Origin of the sequence: Bacillus sp. JUb11, assembly GCF_024807925.1 — a bacterium.
GTDB classification, from domain to species: Bacteria; Bacillota; Bacilli; order Bacillales; family Bacillaceae; genus Bacillus; species Bacillus altitudinis.
Genome location: NZ_JANUEZ010000007.1, coordinates 196142 through 213786 on the forward strand (window position 1 = coordinate 196142; position 17645 = coordinate 213786).

General features: G+C 41.5%; 14 protein-coding genes. 6 read left to right on the plus strand and 8 right to left on the minus strand.

From position 1 onward, the window contains the following. Nucleotides 1-13: 13 nt before the first annotated feature. Genes M2369_RS14980 through M2369_RS14995 form a run of 4 tightly spaced genes read left to right on the plus strand, consistent with a single transcriptional unit; the run spans nt 14 to nt 1476 of the window. Complete coding sequence (locus M2369_RS14980; RefSeq protein ID WP_008348607.1) at nt 14-628, plus strand: spore germination protein GerPC; 615 nt, start codon at nt 14-16, stop codon at nt 626-628. Then, entirely contained in the window at nt 625-801 is a 177-nt protein-coding gene (locus M2369_RS14985; RefSeq protein ID WP_003210893.1) for a germination protein GerPD, read from the plus strand. The genes M2369_RS14980 and M2369_RS14985 overlap by 4 nt, the downstream gene beginning before the upstream one ends. After that, entirely contained in the window at nt 801-1235 is a 435-nt protein-coding gene (locus M2369_RS14990) for a spore germination protein GerPE (protein WP_061418625.1), read from the plus strand. Before M2369_RS14985 ends, M2369_RS14990 begins: the two co-directional genes overlap by 1 nt. Before the next feature lie 22 nt (nt 1236-1257). After that, a complete protein-coding gene (locus M2369_RS14995; RefSeq protein WP_003211468.1) occupies nt 1258-1476 on the plus strand; it encodes a spore germination protein in 219 nt (72 codons plus the stop codon). A 47-nt stretch (nt 1477-1523) separates the two neighbouring features. Here M2369_RS14995 and M2369_RS15000 read toward each other — a convergent pair whose 3' ends face one another. Genes M2369_RS15000 through addB form a run of 5 tightly spaced genes read right to left on the minus strand, consistent with a single transcriptional unit; the run spans nt 1524 to nt 13625 of the window. Beyond that, nucleotides 1524-1823 (minus strand): hypothetical protein, encoded by a 300-nt coding sequence (locus tag M2369_RS15000; protein WP_017360217.1) that lies wholly within the window; start codon nt 1821-1823, stop codon nt 1524-1526. A gap of 17 nt (nt 1824-1840) precedes the next feature. Then, nucleotides 1841-5236 (minus strand): exonuclease subunit SbcC, encoded by a 3396-nt coding sequence (gene sbcC, locus M2369_RS15005; protein ID WP_243173209.1) that lies wholly within the window; start codon nt 5234-5236, stop codon nt 1841-1843. Next, nucleotides 5233-6408 carry an exonuclease subunit SbcD gene (gene sbcD, locus M2369_RS15010; RefSeq protein WP_041507491.1) on the minus strand — a complete coding sequence of 392 codons (1176 nt, stop codon included), beginning with the start codon at nt 6406-6408 and terminating at the stop codon, nt 5233-5235. The genes sbcC and sbcD overlap by 4 nt, the downstream gene beginning before the upstream one ends. Before the next feature lie 25 nt (nt 6409-6433). Continuing rightward, nucleotides 6434-10138, minus strand: coding sequence for a helicase-exonuclease AddAB subunit AddA (addA, locus tag M2369_RS15015; protein WP_061418618.1), 3705 nt, complete (start codon nt 10136-10138; stop codon nt 6434-6436). Further along, nucleotides 10116-13625 carry a helicase-exonuclease AddAB subunit AddB gene (gene addB, locus M2369_RS15020; protein ID WP_061418615.1) on the minus strand — a complete coding sequence of 1170 codons (3510 nt, stop codon included), beginning with the start codon at nt 13623-13625 and terminating at the stop codon, nt 10116-10118. Before addB ends, addA begins: the two co-directional genes overlap by 23 nt. Before the next feature lie 166 nt (nt 13626-13791). Here addB and M2369_RS15025 point away from each other — a divergent pair, with 166 nt between their 5' ends. Next, entirely contained in the window at nt 13792-14238 is a 447-nt protein-coding gene (locus M2369_RS15025) for a ferritin-like domain-containing protein (RefSeq protein ID WP_007499129.1), read from the plus strand. 191 nt (nt 14239-14429) lie between these two features. Here the strand turns inward: M2369_RS15025 and M2369_RS15030 are convergent, their stop codons facing one another. Genes M2369_RS15030 through M2369_RS15040 form a run of 3 tightly spaced genes read right to left on the minus strand, consistent with a single transcriptional unit; the run spans nt 14430 to nt 16152 of the window. Then, complete coding sequence (locus M2369_RS15030) at nt 14430-14840, minus strand: DoxX family protein (RefSeq protein ID WP_008348626.1); 411 nt, start codon at nt 14838-14840, stop codon at nt 14430-14432. Between the two features lie 57 nt (nt 14841-14897). After that, entirely contained in the window at nt 14898-15737 is an 840-nt protein-coding gene (locus M2369_RS15035) for a M56 family metallopeptidase (RefSeq protein ID WP_159145576.1), read from the minus strand. Then, on the minus strand, nt 15730-16152 hold the full coding sequence (locus M2369_RS15040) for a BlaI/MecI/CopY family transcriptional regulator (RefSeq protein WP_007499135.1): 423 nt from the start codon (nt 16150-16152) through the stop codon (nt 15730-15732). The genes M2369_RS15035 and M2369_RS15040 overlap by 8 nt, the downstream gene beginning before the upstream one ends. Before the next feature lie 275 nt (nt 16153-16427). On the opposite strand from M2369_RS15040, the gene M2369_RS15045 reads away from it, so the two are divergent. After that, nucleotides 16428-17570 (plus strand): AbrB family transcriptional regulator, encoded by a 1143-nt coding sequence (locus tag M2369_RS15045; RefSeq protein ID WP_100325804.1) that lies wholly within the window; start codon nt 16428-16430, stop codon nt 17568-17570. Nucleotides 17571-17645 lie beyond the last annotated feature (75 nt).

Sequence of the window (17645 nt, forward strand, 5' to 3'; positions counted from 1 at the left end):
GAGGTGTATGCATATGTATGACTATCAAAACAGCGCTTCACAAATGTATGGCATCATTCAAAAGCAAACACAGCAAATCATGATGCTTGAAAAAAGGCTTAACGAGCTTCAGCAGGAAATGCAAATGATCAAAGATAAACCGACAACAACGATTGAACGGATTGATTATCAATTTGATCAACTGAAAATCGAGCGGCTGGAAGGCACATTAAATATCGGCCTCAATCCATCTGATCCAAATAGTGTTCAAAATTTTGAAGTGGGCCAAACAACAACCCCGGGAATTGGAATGATGCAGCAAGAAATGGCTGATCAATTTTTCAATCAAACACGCCAGCTTGTCGATGCATTCTTAAATGAAGAAGCACCGCAGCTTCTTGAAGAACTAGAGCAGCGATACGAAGGCTCGCTTGATGAAAGCAACAAACACCATATCATTGAGGACATTCGAAAACAAATAGACAGCAGAATCAAATATTATGCGGGGCAGCTGCCACAAAGGGAAGATATGACCCCGCTTCAACGTTCCGAGCAAATTGCTGAATACGTGAAACATGATGTCAAACGGGCAATCGAGCACTTTTTAGCCCATATTCCAAATGAAACGAAAGGAGAGGAAAACGGATGAATTTCACAGTCGTCAACCGCAACATCGAAACTGGAAGCATTAAAGTAGTTGGGGTATCGTCCTCTTCCCTATTTATTATCGGGGACACGGACCATGTACAACTGTCATCGATTTTCGATACACCGCCAGAATCATTAATTATTGGCCCGTTTGTTCCTCTAGCCCCTCGATAATGATTAAGCGCACATCTCAAGTGAAGTTCTCGAAGGTGAATTCTGTCGGGATTGCAAGTGTTGTTCAAATTGGTGATACACAAGAGCTATGTCCGAACGTAAAGGTGTTAGCTGTTCAGAGAACCATTAGTTTATTTTATGGAAATGAAGCTGAAAACCTAGATGCAAAAGAATTTGAAGTGTATTATGAGCCGATCCCATTGATGCTGCCAGAACGAGCGGTTAGAACGGCCTTTTTTCATGAAAAGCCTCTCATTAAAGTGTCGTCCATTCATGTAGAAGGGGTCTCTTCCTCCTCTATCTATCAAATTGGCTCTACGTGCGGAATAAATGCCGTTGCGCGAGTGAAGCATATTCGAGAGTTATTTAGCAACAATGACGAACATCCGCCAAACTCACAATTGGACCTACCTGCGCATATGATGGTGATATGACTTCGAATAAAGGATGTCGATTATGCCAGCAATTGTCGGACCCATTTACATTAACTCGATTTCTGGGGGCGTCGTAAACGTCGGTGACTCATTTTATCTTTCGCCTAAAAGTTCTTCAAAATCTGCTTTAGGCTCTGGAGCGGGGAATACCGGAGATTTCTTGATTTTAAATAATGGCATTAGCGCCACCAACTATGTGGATCCTGACTTAAATGATCAGAATATGGTAGGCAATGCATAAAGCGGCTCCTCTACACTCATTTCATTTAGAGGAGCGCTTTTTTATGCTTATTTCTTTCTGCGTTGTCTTGATTTCTTTGTTTTGACCAGCTTGCTTGCCGGCTGCTTTCGAATCCATTTGATGTACGGAACAAGCTTTTCATCTTGTCTTAGGGCATCCAGCGTATTCAAACGTGCGGCAAGCTCCTGGTTTGTATAAAGAGCATGTACTTGTTTATGGCAAGGGATACACAGGAAGGCAGTCGGTAGAAAGGCCCCTCCTTCTTCTCTTGGCGTTAAGTGATGTTCTGTAAGGACGACCTCTTGTCTTCCGCACAGCTCACATAATCCAATCGTTTGCTTTGCCATCCTGAGATCACCTCACTTTACATTAATTCCATCGAGACTGTTGTTCCTTTCCCGCTTGGATCTGCTGGGTGGACAATCAGTTTCTTTGGCAGTCTCATCTTTAATTCTTCCACATGGCTGATCACACCAACAGCTAAATTTTGAGATTGTAGCTTCTCTAATGCTGTAATCACCGTATCTAACAAGTCTTGATCGAGTGTACCAAATCCTTCATCTAAGAAGAAGAATTGCAGCGGGAACTCACCTCTCAGCTGAATTTGTGCAGACAGAGCAAGGGCAAGTGCTAAAGACGTCAGGAAAGTTTCTCCCCCAGACAAGCTGGATACCGGACGTCTGACACCTCCATTGGCATCATCCCGCATCACAAAACCGCCCTCTGAATCGACTTCAATGGCATACCTTTGTCTTGTCAAAATCCCAAGACGATGAGAAGCATCACGACTGACACTTTCTAGCTGTTCTTCTGCTAGGAACTCAACAAATGTATTCCCTTTAAACACAGTTTGAAGCTTATCCAGCCGGTCAATTTCTTGCTGCAGTTCTTCAAGGCGTTCATGAATGCTTGCAAAGCGCTGATGGTTTGCTTCAATCACTCGCAGATGCTCCTGTGCAGATCCACTCAGCGCTGTCGCTTCTTCAAGCGCTTTTTCCGCCGCTTCTTTTTTTAGTTGAATATCTGTCCACTCGTCTTCATCCAGCGACTCACCTTTTAACAGTTCAGAAATTCGCTTTAAGTTTGCTGCACATTGCTTTCTTTTATCCTCAAATTCCTCAATTTCCTGTTTGACTGTAAGACGTACAGATCGATCCATTAAAGCAGGTGCTATCTCCTGAGGTTGAGCAAAAGGAGTAGATGCTGTTTCTTTTTGCCACGCTTTCTCAGCTTCTTGTTTTCGCCGCTTCGCCTCTTGGAGCTGACGTTCACTGCTTGAGAAATGGCTTTGCGCCTCACTAAATAATTGCTGTGCATGCTTAAATTGCTCGTACGAATGCTGTTCTTTTTCATTTAGATGAGCAAGAGATTGTTGAACTTCGTCCAGTTCATCAGAAAGAGAAGCGGCTTTTAAAGGATATCGCTGTAAATCTGTTTCATATTGATCGATCAGGTGCTGCTGGCTTCCCAGCTGATGCGCCAGCTTATCGAGTTCCTTCTCTAGATCGTATATGGCTGTTTGCAGATGCTCTTTTGCCTGCTGTTTTTCCTCTAGAAAAGAAATACTCTTCTCAATACGCTCTTGATAACCTTCCGCTTGTTGATCCTTTTCGTCAATTTGTTGCTGCATTTCCTGCACTTGGTTGATTGTCAGGTGAGGAAAGGTCTGTTCAAATTGCGTCAGTTGTTCGGAAAGCTCAGATCGAAGCTCCTTGATCAGCATGTCTAATTCCTGCATGCGCTGCTGCTCAAATGTCAGTTGATCTTTTACTTTGCTCATTTCTGCCGCTTGATCATAAGTGACGTCCATTAAACGAGCTCGTTTGCTTTCGATTGCTTGAATATCTTGTTTTACGCCTTTCCATTCTTGAATCAGCTGGTGCAAAGACTGCGGATTCTGTACTGCTTCTACTGCTGCAGCTACTTCCGAATCGGGGGCTTTTTGAGATAAAAAGGAGAACTGTTTGACTAATTGATTGGCATGCGTTTCAAGCAGCTGCTTTGCAGCAAACATGTCTCTAGCATATTCCTCTGCCAGCTTGAGCTCTTTATCCATTTTTACAATCCATTCATCAATTTGGGCAACCGTTTCTTCATGGTCATTGTCTATCACAGCCTTTGGATCATGATGAATCGATCCACAAACAGGACATGGTTCACCGTCTACTAGCTCTGCCGCTAATTCTTTTCTTAATTCTGCAGATCTGACAACATCACGCTGTTTTAATTTTTCTTGTTTTTTGTCCTGCTCTTTATGACTCCATTCTGTAAGACCTCGTTCAAATTCACATACATAAAAATACAATTGCTCTATCGCTTGAAACGATTGATTTATTTTTTCATGATGATCTTTTTGCTGTTTTTGAAGCTTTTCATACGATTGTGTCGCCTGTGCTGAACGCTGTCTTAGCTCCTCAATCTTTTGTTCTTCCTTTTGAATGCTCACATTCATTCTTTGAACATTTTCACTGAAACGAAGTGCGTCTTGTACAAGTTTCCGCTCTTTGACAGAGACTTGTAATTGTTCCAGCTCATGCTTCAACTGTGTTTGTTTCGCAAGCGCACGCTCTAATAAAGATTGCACGTTTTCGGCTTCCGCTTTTTTTTGAGTCAATTGCTGCGCTTTTTCATTGTTTTGCTGCTCTAGTACGGTCTTTTCCTGAAGTGCTGTTTCTTTTTTTCGTTCAATTTCTTTTAATTGAATAAGCTGCTCTTTCTTTTGAAGAAGCCCTGGCTCATTTTCCATTTTCTTTTGCCGCGTTTGCTCATACTCCTGCGTCATTTGATCATAGATCGTTCGTTGATGAAGTAAATGTTTTTCTGCTTCCTGCTTCTCTTTTGATACTTGAGAGAGCTGCTTTTCAGCCTTTGTTAATGCATCCGCATAAGGCTTTAATGTCTCTGCCTGCTCTGCAATGTGAAGTTGATTCTTTTTCTCTTCCATCGTGGATGCCAGCAGATTGAGGTTGTGTTGTTCCTTCTCGTACGCTTCTTGTTCCTTTTGATACTGCCAGATGGCTTGCGCTTTTGTAAAAGCAGTGAACGCTTCGTCCCGCGTTTGTTTTTTCTCATGAAAAATAGCTTGCGCCTGCGCAGCTGCTTCTTTAGCTTTCGCTAATGCCTCTGGACCAGCTTCTCCTAATCCAGTCAGTTCAGCCAGCAGTTCGTTTTTCTGTCCATAGTGATTTTGAGCCTTTGCGCGTAAACGTTTGACGAGCTGATCACCATATTTCTCCAAATTAAACAAACGCTGCAGCATTTGGCGTCTGTCGGCTCCTTTCAATGAAAGGAATTCCGCAAACTTTCCTTGGGGTAAAACAACCGCTCTCGTAAAATCGTCAATGGTTAAACCAAGTAATTCTTCTATTTTACGATTGACCTCACTTGCTTTATCTGCAAGAACTGTCTGCGTATCACCAATTTCAATCAATCGGCATAACGTCGTTCTAACCTTCATTTCATCTGCCCGTTTAAAGGCACGTTCCACTTTATAAGAAATATGGTGTTCTCTTTGCAAAGCGAACGTAAAGGAGACAGACAGCTTTTCTTCAGCTTGGTTCAAAATACCATGCGTATTATTGAGTGCACGTTCGACCTTGCCATAGAGTGCGAGTGTCATGGCATCTAATATGGACGATTTTCCGCTTCCAGTCGGTCCAAAAATACCAAACACACCTGCATCACATAAGGAGCTAAAGTCAATGATTTGTTCTTCTCTGAAGCTATGAAGTCCTTTAATGGTTAACGTGATCGGCTTCAATTCGCTTCCTCCTCTTGCATGTCATTGGCAAGCTCTAAAAATAGCTTGACGGTCTTTTCATCAGGTAGACCTCCACCTGTCTGACGCTCATAAAATTTCACGAACCGCTCTTCAATCGAGAGCTTTTCCACTTGTTTTTGTTCTTCTTTTTGCTGTAATTCTTTAAACTTTGGCCTAATATGGACAAATCCACTATGCTGTTTTCTAAGCTGATGAATTTGTTCGATCGACAGCTGATCTGTTAAGTGAATCTCTAAATCAATCCAGGCTTGAAGATCCCGCTTTTCATCCAGCCAACTGTGTACTTGGCTCAGCCCTTCAGTCGCCTTCCACTTCATAAGTGGTTTACCGCTTGATAAAAACACTTCTTTCCAGCTTGCTGTTTCGTTCGGTTTTGCATCCACAATGGTGACTGATTTGGCGTAGCCTGCTTCAGAAAAGCTGTATGCAAGTGGAGATCCAGAATAGCGGGCAATCGTTTTGGCACGTTTAATGGTTTGGGGGCGATGCAAGTGCCCCAATGCGACATAACAAGCCGCCTCAGGCAGACTTTCGGCCGCAACGGTATATGCGCCTCCCACTTCAATCGGCCTTTCCGAATCCGTTTGACTGCCACCTGCCACATAAATATGACTTGTTGCGATATTGACCGTATCCGCCTGAAATTGGTTGCTTAAATGTTGAAACATTTGTTGTATTTTTAAATTGTACTGATCACGAAGCAGTTTCTCTTCAAATGTTTCAGCCAGCACCTCGTTTAGTCTTGCTTCAGACGGGTAAGCGAGTGCGGCAATAGATAGACGTTCACTTGCAGAAGAAACATCGACATGAATTAAATCATTTGTCGGATATCCAATTAAATGAATCCCCTGCTCATTCGTTAAAGGAGATGCGGCTGATAAACGGTCTGGGTTATCATGGTTGCCAGAGATCACAACCACCTGACGCTTTCCTTTATCAGATAATGCAGACAAACTTTCATAAAAAAGCTGTTCTGCGCGAGCAGGAGGGTTTACTGTATCAAAGGCATCGCCTGCCATCACAACGACATCAATGTGTTCATCCTTGACGATTTGATTTAATTCATCTAAAAACTCAGCTTGCTCCTCAAGCCGGCTTCGGCCTTCAAGGGTTTTCCCTAGATGCCAATCCGCTGTATGCAGAATCCTCATGTGATTCACCTCTCATTCATTCCACCTATAAAGAAATTTCTAGATTTCCATCAAAGAAATAAAGGATTTTCTCCTCTAATGTTCTGTTTGTTAAACGTTCTACCGCTGCTGTATATAAAGATATTTGCGTTTCATAGCGTTTTTTTAACATCGCTTCAGCTTCCTCTAATCCACCTGAGAATCTGCCAGTCACTCGATCTGTTTTATAATCAAGTAAATAGAGCTTGCCACCTGCTTCAAATAAACAATCAATCATTCCTTGAATGAGCACAGGTTCACCTTCTGCATCAATATGACTGTATACCTCTTTAACCGGTAAAACCATACTAAACGATACTTCTCGTTTCACCCAGTCCGCTTTCTGCAGTTTTTGACCAATAGCAGTAGAAAAGAAGGCCACAATTCCTTCTCGATTGATGGACTGGATTTGTTCATCTGTTAGTAAGTCTTTCTCTTTTAAAGAATGGAGCAGCTCTTCTACACGAGATTCATCATATGGTTCATTTGAAGGAAGAGGGATATGCTGCATGACTGTATGCATGGCCGTCCCTTGTTCTGCGGCTGTGAGTGTTTTTTTCTTCATAAAAGCCGGTCGTTCGTACAGTGTCGCATGAGCTTTTCGAATGGAAGCAGGCACACTGTATTCATCCTGTATTTCTTTCATTCTTTTGATCTCGGAAACTGACTGCTTTGTCCCTACTTGGGAGGCCGCTAAATATGGATAACGCCATGTAAGTCTTTCTTTTACTTCCTCCTCGTAATCGCCATATCCTTGAACAGGTACACCTTCCATTAATGCTTGTACCACTTCGTCTTGTTTTTGTTTTTCAAGTGACATGTCTTCTTGTAGAAGATCGGACGCTTGATGAAAGGTGATAGAAAATGATGATGGATGAGAGAGAACGACTTCTCTCGATTCTTCTAAAAGAGAAGACATCGCTTGATGACGGATAAGAGCAGGGCCAATAAAATCTAAGTATGTTCTCGCTTGATATCGTTCAAAATCAGGGAGGAGCCAGTCGTCTCCGTTTGCGGCATTTTGCCACTTGCTTAAAGCTTTCACTTGATTTTTGACAGAGCCGACTAAAAATAATTTTTCCTTCGCCCTTGTGAGCGCCACATATAGAACCCTCAGTTCTTCAGATAATAACTCTTTTCTCATCTTTTTTTTCATCGCGATCAGCGGTAATGTTGCATAACTAATTCTCAGCTCAGGATGAATATATTTGCTGCCAAAACCTAATTCTTTATCGAGCAAGTAGGACTGGTTTAAATCCATCATGTTAAAGTTCTTGCCAAGTCCTGCAGTAAATACAACAGGGAATTCGAGTCCTTTACTGCTATGAATGGTCATCATGCGGACAACATCCTCTGTTTCACTGAACGTTTTTGCCGCTCCAAGATCATCTCCACGCTCTTGCATTCTTTCAATAAATCGAAGAAATCGAAACAGCCCTCTAAATGCAGCCTTTTCATACTGTTTCGCTCGATCATATAAAGCCCGAAGGTTTGCCTGTCTTTGCTTACCTCCTGGCATCCCGCCGACATAATCTAGATATTGTGTATCTCGGTACACTTCCCAAATCAGTTCTGCTACCGAATGCTGAATCGAAAAATCACGCCATTTGCGTAATTGAAGGAAGAATCGCTCCAGCTTTCTGCATGTCGGATGATCAGAGTGTGTCACACTCATAAATGCCTTCACAGCGTCATAATAAGTGCCTTTTTTATCACTGGTTCTAATCAGTGCCATCTCATTTTCGTCTAAATGAACAAGAGGTGACCTTAAAACAGCAGCGAGCGGAATATCTTGATATGGATTATCAATCACTTTTAACAAAGAAAGAATGACAGATACCTCTGTCGCTTCGAAATAGCCTGAGGAAAGATTCGCATAAACAGGGATTCCCTGCTTCTTCAACTCTTCCATCATTTGCGGAGCCCACGGCATTGAGCGAAGCAAGATCACAATGTCTCGATACTGCAAGTTGCGGGTCAGCTGCTGTTTTGCATCGTACACTTGAAAAGGCTGTTCTACCAATTCTTTTATTTTCTTTGCAATCACTCTCGCCTCAAATTGTACCGTCTCTAGCTCTTCTCGTTCTTCATCGCTTTCTGTGTCGTGCTGATCTAAATGAACAAGAAGCATTTCTGTCGTCGTGTCTTCGCTTTGCGGATAACTCGCTCCAAGCTTTAATTCAGCTTGTTCGTCATATTCAATTTCTCCAACTGTTTCTCCCATCAGCTGTTTGAACAGAAAGTTGGTACTGTCTAATACATCAGCCCGGCTGCGGAAATTTTTATTTAGATCAATTCTTTTACCTGTTTCTTTGCTATCTGCTTTAAATTGTTTATATTTATTTAAAAAGAGCATCGGCTCTGCAAGTCTAAAGCGATAAATGGACTGCTTCACATCACCAACCATAAAGCGGTTGCCTTCTGCAGGATGTTTCCCTTTAGACACGAGCTTTAAAATCGTTTCTTGGACAAGATTTGTATCCTGATATTCATCCACGAGTACTTCTTCAAATTGCTTTTGATAGTATTTAGCCGCTTCTGTTTCAATGAGATTTCCTTCTGCGTCCTGCTTCGCTAAAATGCGCAAACAATAATGTTCTAGATCCGAAAAGTCCACGATTGATTTTTCTTGTTTTGCTCTTTCGAAACGCTCTCCATATTGAATCACAAGCTCTACAAGTGTTTCTACAACTGGCTTCATTTCAGCCAAGCTTTTTAAATGCTGATCGGGACTGCGCATAAAGTATTCATCTTTTAGCTTTTCTAATTGTTTTTTGGCTTGATTGCGTGCATCTGTTGCTTTTTCTAACAGAGCTGGGTCATAGTCATCCCCTTTGCAAGTCTTTAACCTTTTAAAATTGATATTTGGCAAAAGCTTATAAAGTGTACCAAAATCATCTTGATGCCTTATTAATTCATTTACTTGCTCTAAATCATCTATAAAATTCTCTGCTCTCGGTGCTGGACCGCCCGGCTCCTTTGATAAAGTGAGCGCTTGTTCCAGCAGTTCCTGACAGCTTCTTAAAACGAGAGAAAGGTCCTCTTTGATATATGGATAAAAGGGTAATTCTTCTACCTTTGTCTGTGTATCCACATCATAAAGAGAAAGGAATGCCCGCATCCATTGTTCGGGCGCTGGATGTGATCTAGAAAACTCATAAATTCTTTTAACAAGCCATTGAAGATCTAAATCATGCCGATCAGATGTGTAACGATCAACGAGTTCAAAGAATGACGGCTTTCCAGCCTTATACTCATCCTCAAACAGTTCATCTAACACTTCATCTCCTAATAATTCTCCTTCTGTTTGATCAGCCAAACGAAAACCTGGATCAAGGTCAATCTCATAATAAAAGGTACGGAGAACTTGCAAACAAAAGGAGTGCAAGGTAGAAATATTGGCACGATTCATAAGTGACAGCTGTCTCCGCATATGAAGGGAACCAGGGTTTTTAGATAGTTCTTTTTCAAGTGCTTCAGTGATCCGGTGCTTCATTTCTGCTGCTGAAGCATTGGTAAAAGTCACTACGAGCAGCCTGTCCACATCAACTGGCTGCTCCGGCCGAGTCATTTTTCGAATGAGCCGTTCAACCAAGACCGCTGTTTTCCCTGACCCTGCCGCCGCAGCAACAAGAATATCTTGTCCTTCTGAAACGATGGCGTTCCATTGGTCATCTGTCCAAGTACTGTTATTCGGTTTTGGTATTTGCATACTGATCCCCTTCTTTTTTGATCCGGTCTAACATGACATCATCCTTCTCAGAGGTGAGCACCCTAAATTCATTATCTTCTATTGATTCATCAAATTGGCAAATAGACTTAAAGGAGCAAAAGCGGCAAGGGGTTTGATCCTTTAATTTATATGGGTTTATCTCTACCTCACCGCTTGTAATTCTTTCTCCTGCCTCTTCAAAGGTTCGCCGAACGTGTTTTGTGAGAATGTGAAAATGATCTTCACTTAATACCGCAGAGTCAGATCGGAAAGAACCATCCTTTTTCAAACCAGCTTGGATGACTTGTGATCTTCCTGATTCGAGTGTTTGATCCATCAACTTCACTGCTTCCACATCTTCGAGCAATAGACCCTTCATTTTAAATTTCTTCAATATTTCCTGCTCAATTGCATCTTCTCCAAGCGGAATAGGCGCTTGAATCAGCGGGTCATGAATATGGAAGTATAAAATTCCTGCCGGTGTCGCTTCCATGCCAAGCCATTCTTTAGAATACGTAATGGTTAGGTCTAAATAAGTGAGCATTTGCAAGGCTAAACCGTAGTAAACTTCTGCTAGATCAAGCCCCTTCTCACTGGACTTATAGTCGACAATTCTTAATAGAAGTCCTTTTGACCCTTCTGCTTTATCCACTCGGTCAATCCTTCCAACAAGCTCCATCGTGCAGCCATTTTTTAATTGAAAAGTAAACGGCGGCAGAGGTCCTTGACCTCCAAAACCTAACTCAAGTCCAACCGGAGAGAATCCGCTCACTTTTGCATGTTCGCTTAATATAGAAGACACCCTGATGAGGATTTTTTGAAGCTTTTCTTTTATATAAGCATGCCGATTAGAGCTTAATAAAATTTCTTTTTGCAGACGTGGAGCCAGCTGTTCAATTGCATGCCTTGAGTAGGTCACACAATCTTCCTTCGTTAAGTTTTTCCAATCCTTTTTTTGTTCAATAAGCGTATCTGAAATCAGTTTTAAAGCCGAGTGAAAGAGCTGGCCGATATCAGGTGCTTCTAATTTGTAAAATTGTCGCTCTTTTAGTTTTAGCCCGTGGGAAGCAAAATGAGAAAATGCACATGCATTGAATTTCTCCATTCTTGAAACACTGCCCTGAATATGGTCACCGTAAAGTTCTTTTGTGACATTCGGATTTAAACGTGTCGCTCTATTTGTAAAGAACAAGCTGGACATGATTTTTTTTGATACGTCGCGGTTGGACGAGGTCATCAAATGATTATATACACTCCACCATACGCCGCTGATCGGATATTGATTGAGCCATTGTTGCAGCTGCGAAACGGTATAGGATAACGAGACATGCTCGTTTGTTACAAATTTTAATTGCTCCTGATCATCCAACTGCTCTGGATCTAACACATAGAGGGCTTGCTGATGGTTTGGCATCAGTTCCTCACAATACTTGATGAGGGTCGAAGGCAAAAGAGACCGCCCTTCCGTATCTGAAGCTGAATAGGATAAATACAGGTAGTGCGATGGACTGGACAGCGCTTGATATATCAAAAATTGTTCATCCAGCAGCCGTTCCTTCCCTGTCTCTGCCAGCTCTGCTCCTGCCCGTTTTAACCATTCCCGGTCGTCTTCAGACAATACACTTTCATCAGAGGGCCGTGCAGGTATAACTCCATCATTTACTCCAATGACAAACGTACACTTTACTTGATACATTCTGGATAAATCCATACTTCCGATAAACACTTGATCAAGTGAAGGGGGAATCAAAGCAAACTTGAGAGAGGACAGTCCTGTATCCATCATCTGTTGAAATAATGGAAATGAGAGCTCCTCCTCGCCCAGCATTTCAACAAATTCATCCATCAATTGAATGACAGCATCCCACACTTGCCCATGCTGCATCGCTTCAGCTAACCTGCCTGCTTCTTCTGCCTCAAGCCTTGCCTTTTCAAGCTTTTCTGGCACTTGGGCTTCTTCTAGAAAGACATACACTGCCTCTACCATGTCTCTTAGCTTTTGCGCTTTTTTCAATCTTTTTTGCAATTGAAAGAGAGGCGGAACAATCCATTCTTTTACATCATTCAGCATTTGCTCCATTTCTATTTCTTGATCGGTTTGTCCAAAATCTTCATCTAGTGATTGGAAGCGGCGATAATGAAATCGTGAACCATTCGTCCAGCGTTCACCTTTTACACCGTAAGCAATACAATAGTTTTCAAGCTGATCGGCCTGTTCTCTTGCCTTGTTTTTAGCGAGTTCAAGCGGAAATAAGAACTCCGTTTTCACACAGCGAAACACCGCCTCATACCGCCAGTTCCCTTTTATGACATCGAGGCTCGAACGAATGAACTCAATGAGCGGATGATACTGCATCGATTCATTTCCATCAATAAAGAAAGGAATATCGTAATCTCGAAACACCTCTTTTAACGTATCTTTATAGTCGTCTACATGTCTTGCAACAATTGAGATGTCTCGTAACCTAAGACCTTCCCCTCTTACTAAATCAAGAATATCTCTCGCTACTCCCTCAATTTCAGCTCGTTTATTTGCACTTTTCGATACGGTAAGGTGAGGCGTTTCTTCTTGATACGGCTGCAAAGGTCTCTGTTCATATTGATTTTCTAAATAAGCTAGATCTGGGGTATGAAGATGCCGCTTATTTCTCTCCAAAATGTTCTCAGAAATAGCCGCTCCGCACTCTTTGGCCAGCTGATAAAGCTGGGAATATGTCTTACCTGTCATGCGAAATAAATCAAGTTCATTTGGCTGCGTGTCATGATAGGAACGATCCACTGTGAATGCAGCTGTTATTTTTTCGGCATGTAGCAAAAGCTGTTCAATGACAAGAAGCTGCTGGGGGGTAAACTGATAAAAACCATCTATATAAATGTGTGCCCCTCTCAATTCTTCTGATAAAGGAATTTGCTGAGCCAGAAGTGTCAAGTAATCCTCTGAGTGCACATACTCATCTTGCAGATGCTGCTCCATCTGCTGATAAAGAACATGAAGGTCATGCAATTTTTCCGCCGCACGTCTTTCTTCTGTATACTCTGAATGCATGCTGGATGCCGAAATTTTTTCAATATCCTCCGGCATCATACAGTACCTTTTGAATTCAGCCATCGTCTTTTCTATTTGCTCAACAAATCCCGGTTTATCACTCGCCTTTTTGAATACCTTAAACTTGTCTTTCTGTTCTTCTATTACTTTTCTTAAGAGCATTTGAATCCCTGTGCTTGTGACAAATTGACGGTTCGCACCGCCAGTCTGCTGTAATATAGACCAGGCAAGCCGAGTAAAACTAAAGACTTTGGCCCTGATCATTCCACCAGCTTCAGACGTTTTTGCAAGCTCATATTCCATTAAAAATGTCATTTGATCCGGGACTAAAAAAATGATTGGCGGACCCAGCGGATCAAGCCGCAGTTGTTCTTTGATTTCTTCTAGAATTGCAGTCGTTTTTCCACTCCCCGATCTGCCTGCTAAAAACTGAATCTCCACGTTCCACAACACCTTTCTTATGTACTCATATTCTAGCGAAAATAAAGGTAAATAGCTATTTTCCTATCACCTTCCCTTTCTCCTCCGATTGAAAAGAAAATAGGCACCTTTCCCGACTCTTTTCATATCATAAACCATCATGATCTAAAAGGAGGCTGGCAATATCATGTATTACGGTTATTATGACTACTCGCCATATGACATGCGCCAAAACACAAGGATCATTGCAGACCTTGAAAAGGCCATCAATGGCGAATATTCTGCGATCCAATGCTATGAAAAACTTGCACAAAAAGCAAAAAATCCTGAAGCGAAAAAAATCATTCAAGAAATACGTCAGGATGAAGTCAGACATTATCAGCTATTTACAAAGCTATACTATTCTTTGACTGGTAAAAACCACAAACCAAGCATAACAGAGCCTTGTCCAGACCAATTTAGGGAAGGTCTCTTATTTGCCTTTAAAGACGAACAAAAAACAGTCGATTTTTACTTAACGGTATCAGACTATGTCCGTGATCAAGGAACAAAGGAATTAATGAAGCGTATTGCTCAAGATGAACAGCAGCATGCCGTCTGGTTTCTATATCTTTTAACGCACCATGTTTCTTAGTTACCCCTATTTTAATAGGAGATCGTATGTTCCGTCAAAAAATGAAATTGCTTTTTTGCTCATTCAATATGTGAAATAAAGGGCTGTCATCATCAAAACGCCTCTTCGCTTTTCCTTTTTTAATGATAAAACGACCTTTTGACCATAAAAAAACTCCTCTGCTACAAATCGCAGAAGGAGTTTTTTGTTATTTAATGAAATTTTGCTTCATTACTTTGCTGCTGTTGTTTTAACAATCCATCAATCGATAGCATCTTGCTGCCACTAAGTGTCAAGTAAAGCGCCATGACCATTAAAGAAAGTTCAAATTCATAACCGCCCACAAATCCTCTTGCAAAACCAACTGTGATAATGGCTACAGCCATAATTGGCACAAATAAAGCTGCGAAAAGACGTGTGCCTAAACCTAGAATCAGGGCAATTCCACCAACCAGTTCAATTGTTTTGACAATATAGGCCATAAATTCTGGGACACCAATTTGACCAAAAAATGCAGCAGTGCCTCCTAGTCCACCTTGATATGCCTGAAGCCCATGTAAAAAGAAAATAATGCCTAAGATGACGCGTACAAAAAGTGTTCCTATTTCTTGATTTGTTTTCATATAGTGATTTCCTCCCATTTTTACACTACATCATGTAATGTTCATTCGTAAAAAAAATTAGTAATTTAAGTTGAGCATAATCATTAAGACCAACATGAGGATGGTTGATGTCACAATTGGGATAAGTGGTACATTGAACGGTATGTTGTATGTTGGGTTTAAGATTTTTTGGATTCTTAAATTCAATGCTCGATCTCCAAAGGACACGGCAAATTTCGTTTGTTTTTGAAACTGGGTTCTATTTTTAATGAGTTTCAAAAGGGCTTGCCCTACTCCAAGCTCAGTCCCTGTCTGCTGAATGGCATAGTCATCTGCAATGACTTCACGAAAAACGGAGTAACTTTGTCTCATATGCTTTAACACAGGAATGTACCAAATCACTTTTGTGAGCATAGAGAAAGTGAAAGTCTTTAAAGGGTCGTAGCTGTATTTGTGATGTAATTCGTGATAGACAACAGCATCGATTTCCCCTTCATCCAGCATGTCTATAAGCGCTGTTGAGAGATACACTTTTGGCCGAAGCATCCCCATTGCGAAAGCAAGCGGTTCATGGCAATGAAACACAATGATCTCATTTCTATAATTGTCTGATAGACTTTGCGTTGCATGTTGATCGACTGCCATCATCATATTTCTTTTGAAATGAAGATACTTTCTGACCTGCTTTGTCATATAGAAAACGGCAAAACCAAGCGTATACAAGACGAACGCATCCAGAAAATACTTTAAAGGAGTGAATCCATAAAATTCGAGAACAGATTGACATACATGGATCAGGTTATATGCTTGATTCCAGCCAAAAAAGCTTGAGAGTACATAATAGCCCATCTGGTAAAAGATCACTAAGCCAATCAATATACCGCCTAAAAACAGCAGACTCGACTTCATTTTAATCATGTCGTTTCTCCTCTTTTTTGGATGCAAGCCTTGCTTCGAGTACCTTCAGTAATTCAGGATCAGCACTTTCAATTGCGTCCACCATATGATTGACTGCAAGGGGGCCGAAATCATCCATCAGTCCTTGAGTAATCCATTTCGTTTGCTCATTTAGAAATTCTTCTTTTGTTAAAACAGGGTTATAGATAGATGAACGCCCTTTTGTTTTCTTTTCCACAATTCCTTTTTCGGTTAATCGATTGAGTACCGTCATGACCGTGTTGAAATTAATTGGCTTCTCATCTGACAGCTTCTGCTGTACCTCTTTAATCGGCATATCCTCACCTTGATAAAGGATCTCCATAATCCTTCCTTCTAAAGGACCGAAAAAGCGGTTCAATCCCTTTTCGTTATATTTAAAAGAAGGAATTTTCATGTCATCACCTCACACTAAGCATTGTAGTGTAATTGAAAATGATAGTCAACAGATAACAAAAATAGGGGAAAATCGTTGTGTATTGTATTTGTTTTTGAAAAAATTATATGTCATTTATATCAAAAACAATCTTTTTTCTAACAGAGTTAACCATAAGATAATCTTATGAAATTACTAAAAAAATTCGTATTTTATTTATAGAGACTTTTGTATTATAGTGAAGATAACAACATTTCACTTACTGAACAAATATACAGGAAGAAGGTTTATACGTGATGAAGCAAGGAAACAGCCTTCGAACCGATCTCATTTTGATTGCGGTAAGCGGTTTAGGTGGATTCCTTTTATCTCTAACAGGGATGTCTATCGGCTGGATGATTGGCACATTAATGACAGCTGCATTTATTGCCCTGCGCCGTCCCTCCCTGTTTCAGCGTAAAGGAAAGAATACCTTACGTATTCACAGCAGATGGCTACTCCTTGGTCAATTCATTCTCGGAATCGAACTAGGGCAAAAAATGAACATGAAAGTCCTTCACATTTTCGCTGAAAATTGGCTTCCCGTGAGTTTCATGCTCGTCTTTTCTATTTTATTAGCCATGCTCTCCGGGTTTGTCTTATGGAAGCTGAGTAAAACAGATATGCTGACCAGCTTTGTAGGCACTGCCCCCGGCGGTCTTTCCGCTATGCCGGGCATCGCCCAAGAGGTTGGAGCAAATACAGCTGTAGTGAGTCTTGTACAAACGATACGCGTGTTAATGGTCGTACTGACCATTCCATTTACGGTATTTTATTTAAATACAAAAAGCCAATCAGATGTGGTAGTCGCCCAAGGCAGCGCCTTCTCATCAGGCGTTTTCACAATATCAAACATTTCTTGGACTGCTGCACTCATTTTAGGGGCATGGCTGATGTCACGCCTAGCCGTGCGTCTTCACTTTCCCGCCCCTTGGCTGATCGGCAGTATGTTAGGTGTGGCAGCTCTCCAAGTAGGGGCAGGCGCCTTGACAGGTCATGATTTGATTCCTTACTGGCCAGCCCAAGCGAACATTGCGTCACAGGTATTTCTAGGGGCAACCATCGGGTCAAAAATGAATAAACAAATGTTTGTCGGGCTAAAAAATACCTTGATTGTGGCCGTCGTCAGCTCAGCCGGATTGATTGCTGCGACCGTTCTCAGTTCAATTGCCATCGCAGAAATAACAGGTATTTCTGTCATTACGGCCATTCTTGCTTTTTCGCCTGGCGGTATTGCAGAAATGGCCACAACAGCTGTTACACTTCATGAGGATTCCACATTTGTTGTGGCTGTACAAGTCGTTAGAATTATTTTGGTCATCGCCATGCTGCCACCGTTTTTTCGTTTCTTACATCATGTCTGGGCAAAAAGACAGACTGATTATAAAGCCGCTAAATAAAAAGAGCCGCTTTGCATAGGCAGAGCGGCTTTCAGATTGTCTGACAACGGGCTAAAATGATGTTGATTTTAGCCC

Excerpts from the sequence above, each read along its gene's own strand:
- M2369_RS15025 (WP_007499129.1), top strand. The coding sequence starts at position 13,792 with ATGTATTACGGTTATTATGACTACTCGCCATATGACATGCGCCAAAAC.
- M2369_RS15030 (WP_008348626.1), bottom strand. The coding sequence starts at position 14,840 with ATGAAAACAAATCAAGAAATAGGAACACTTTTTGTACGCGTCATCTTA.
- M2369_RS15045 (WP_100325804.1), top strand. The coding sequence starts at position 16,428 with ATGAAGCAAGGAAACAGCCTTCGAACCGATCTCATTTTGATTGCGGTA.
- M2369_RS14980 (WP_008348607.1), top strand. The coding sequence starts at position 14 with ATGTATGACTATCAAAACAGCGCTTCACAAATGTATGGCATCATTCAA.
- M2369_RS14995 (WP_003211468.1), top strand. The coding sequence starts at position 1,258 with ATGCCAGCAATTGTCGGACCCATTTACATTAACTCGATTTCTGGGGGC.
- M2369_RS15035 (WP_159145576.1), bottom strand. The coding sequence starts at position 15,737 with ATGATTAAAATGAAGTCGAGTCTGCTGTTTTTAGGCGGTATATTGATT.
- M2369_RS14990 (WP_061418625.1), top strand. The coding sequence starts at position 801 with ATGATTAAGCGCACATCTCAAGTGAAGTTCTCGAAGGTGAATTCTGTC.
- M2369_RS14985 (WP_003210893.1), top strand. The coding sequence starts at position 625 with ATGAATTTCACAGTCGTCAACCGCAACATCGAAACTGGAAGCATTAAA.
- M2369_RS15040 (WP_007499135.1), bottom strand. The coding sequence starts at position 16,152 with ATGAAAATTCCTTCTTTTAAATATAACGAAAAGGGATTGAACCGCTTT.
- addA (WP_061418618.1), bottom strand. The coding sequence starts at position 10,138 with ATGCAAATACCAAAACCGAATAACAGTACTTGGACAGATGACCAATGG.
- sbcD (WP_041507491.1), bottom strand. The coding sequence starts at position 6,408 with ATGAGGATTCTGCATACAGCGGATTGGCATCTAGGGAAAACCCTTGAA.
- M2369_RS15000 (WP_017360217.1), bottom strand. The coding sequence starts at position 1,823 with ATGGCAAAGCAAACGATTGGATTATGTGAGCTGTGCGGAAGACAAGAG.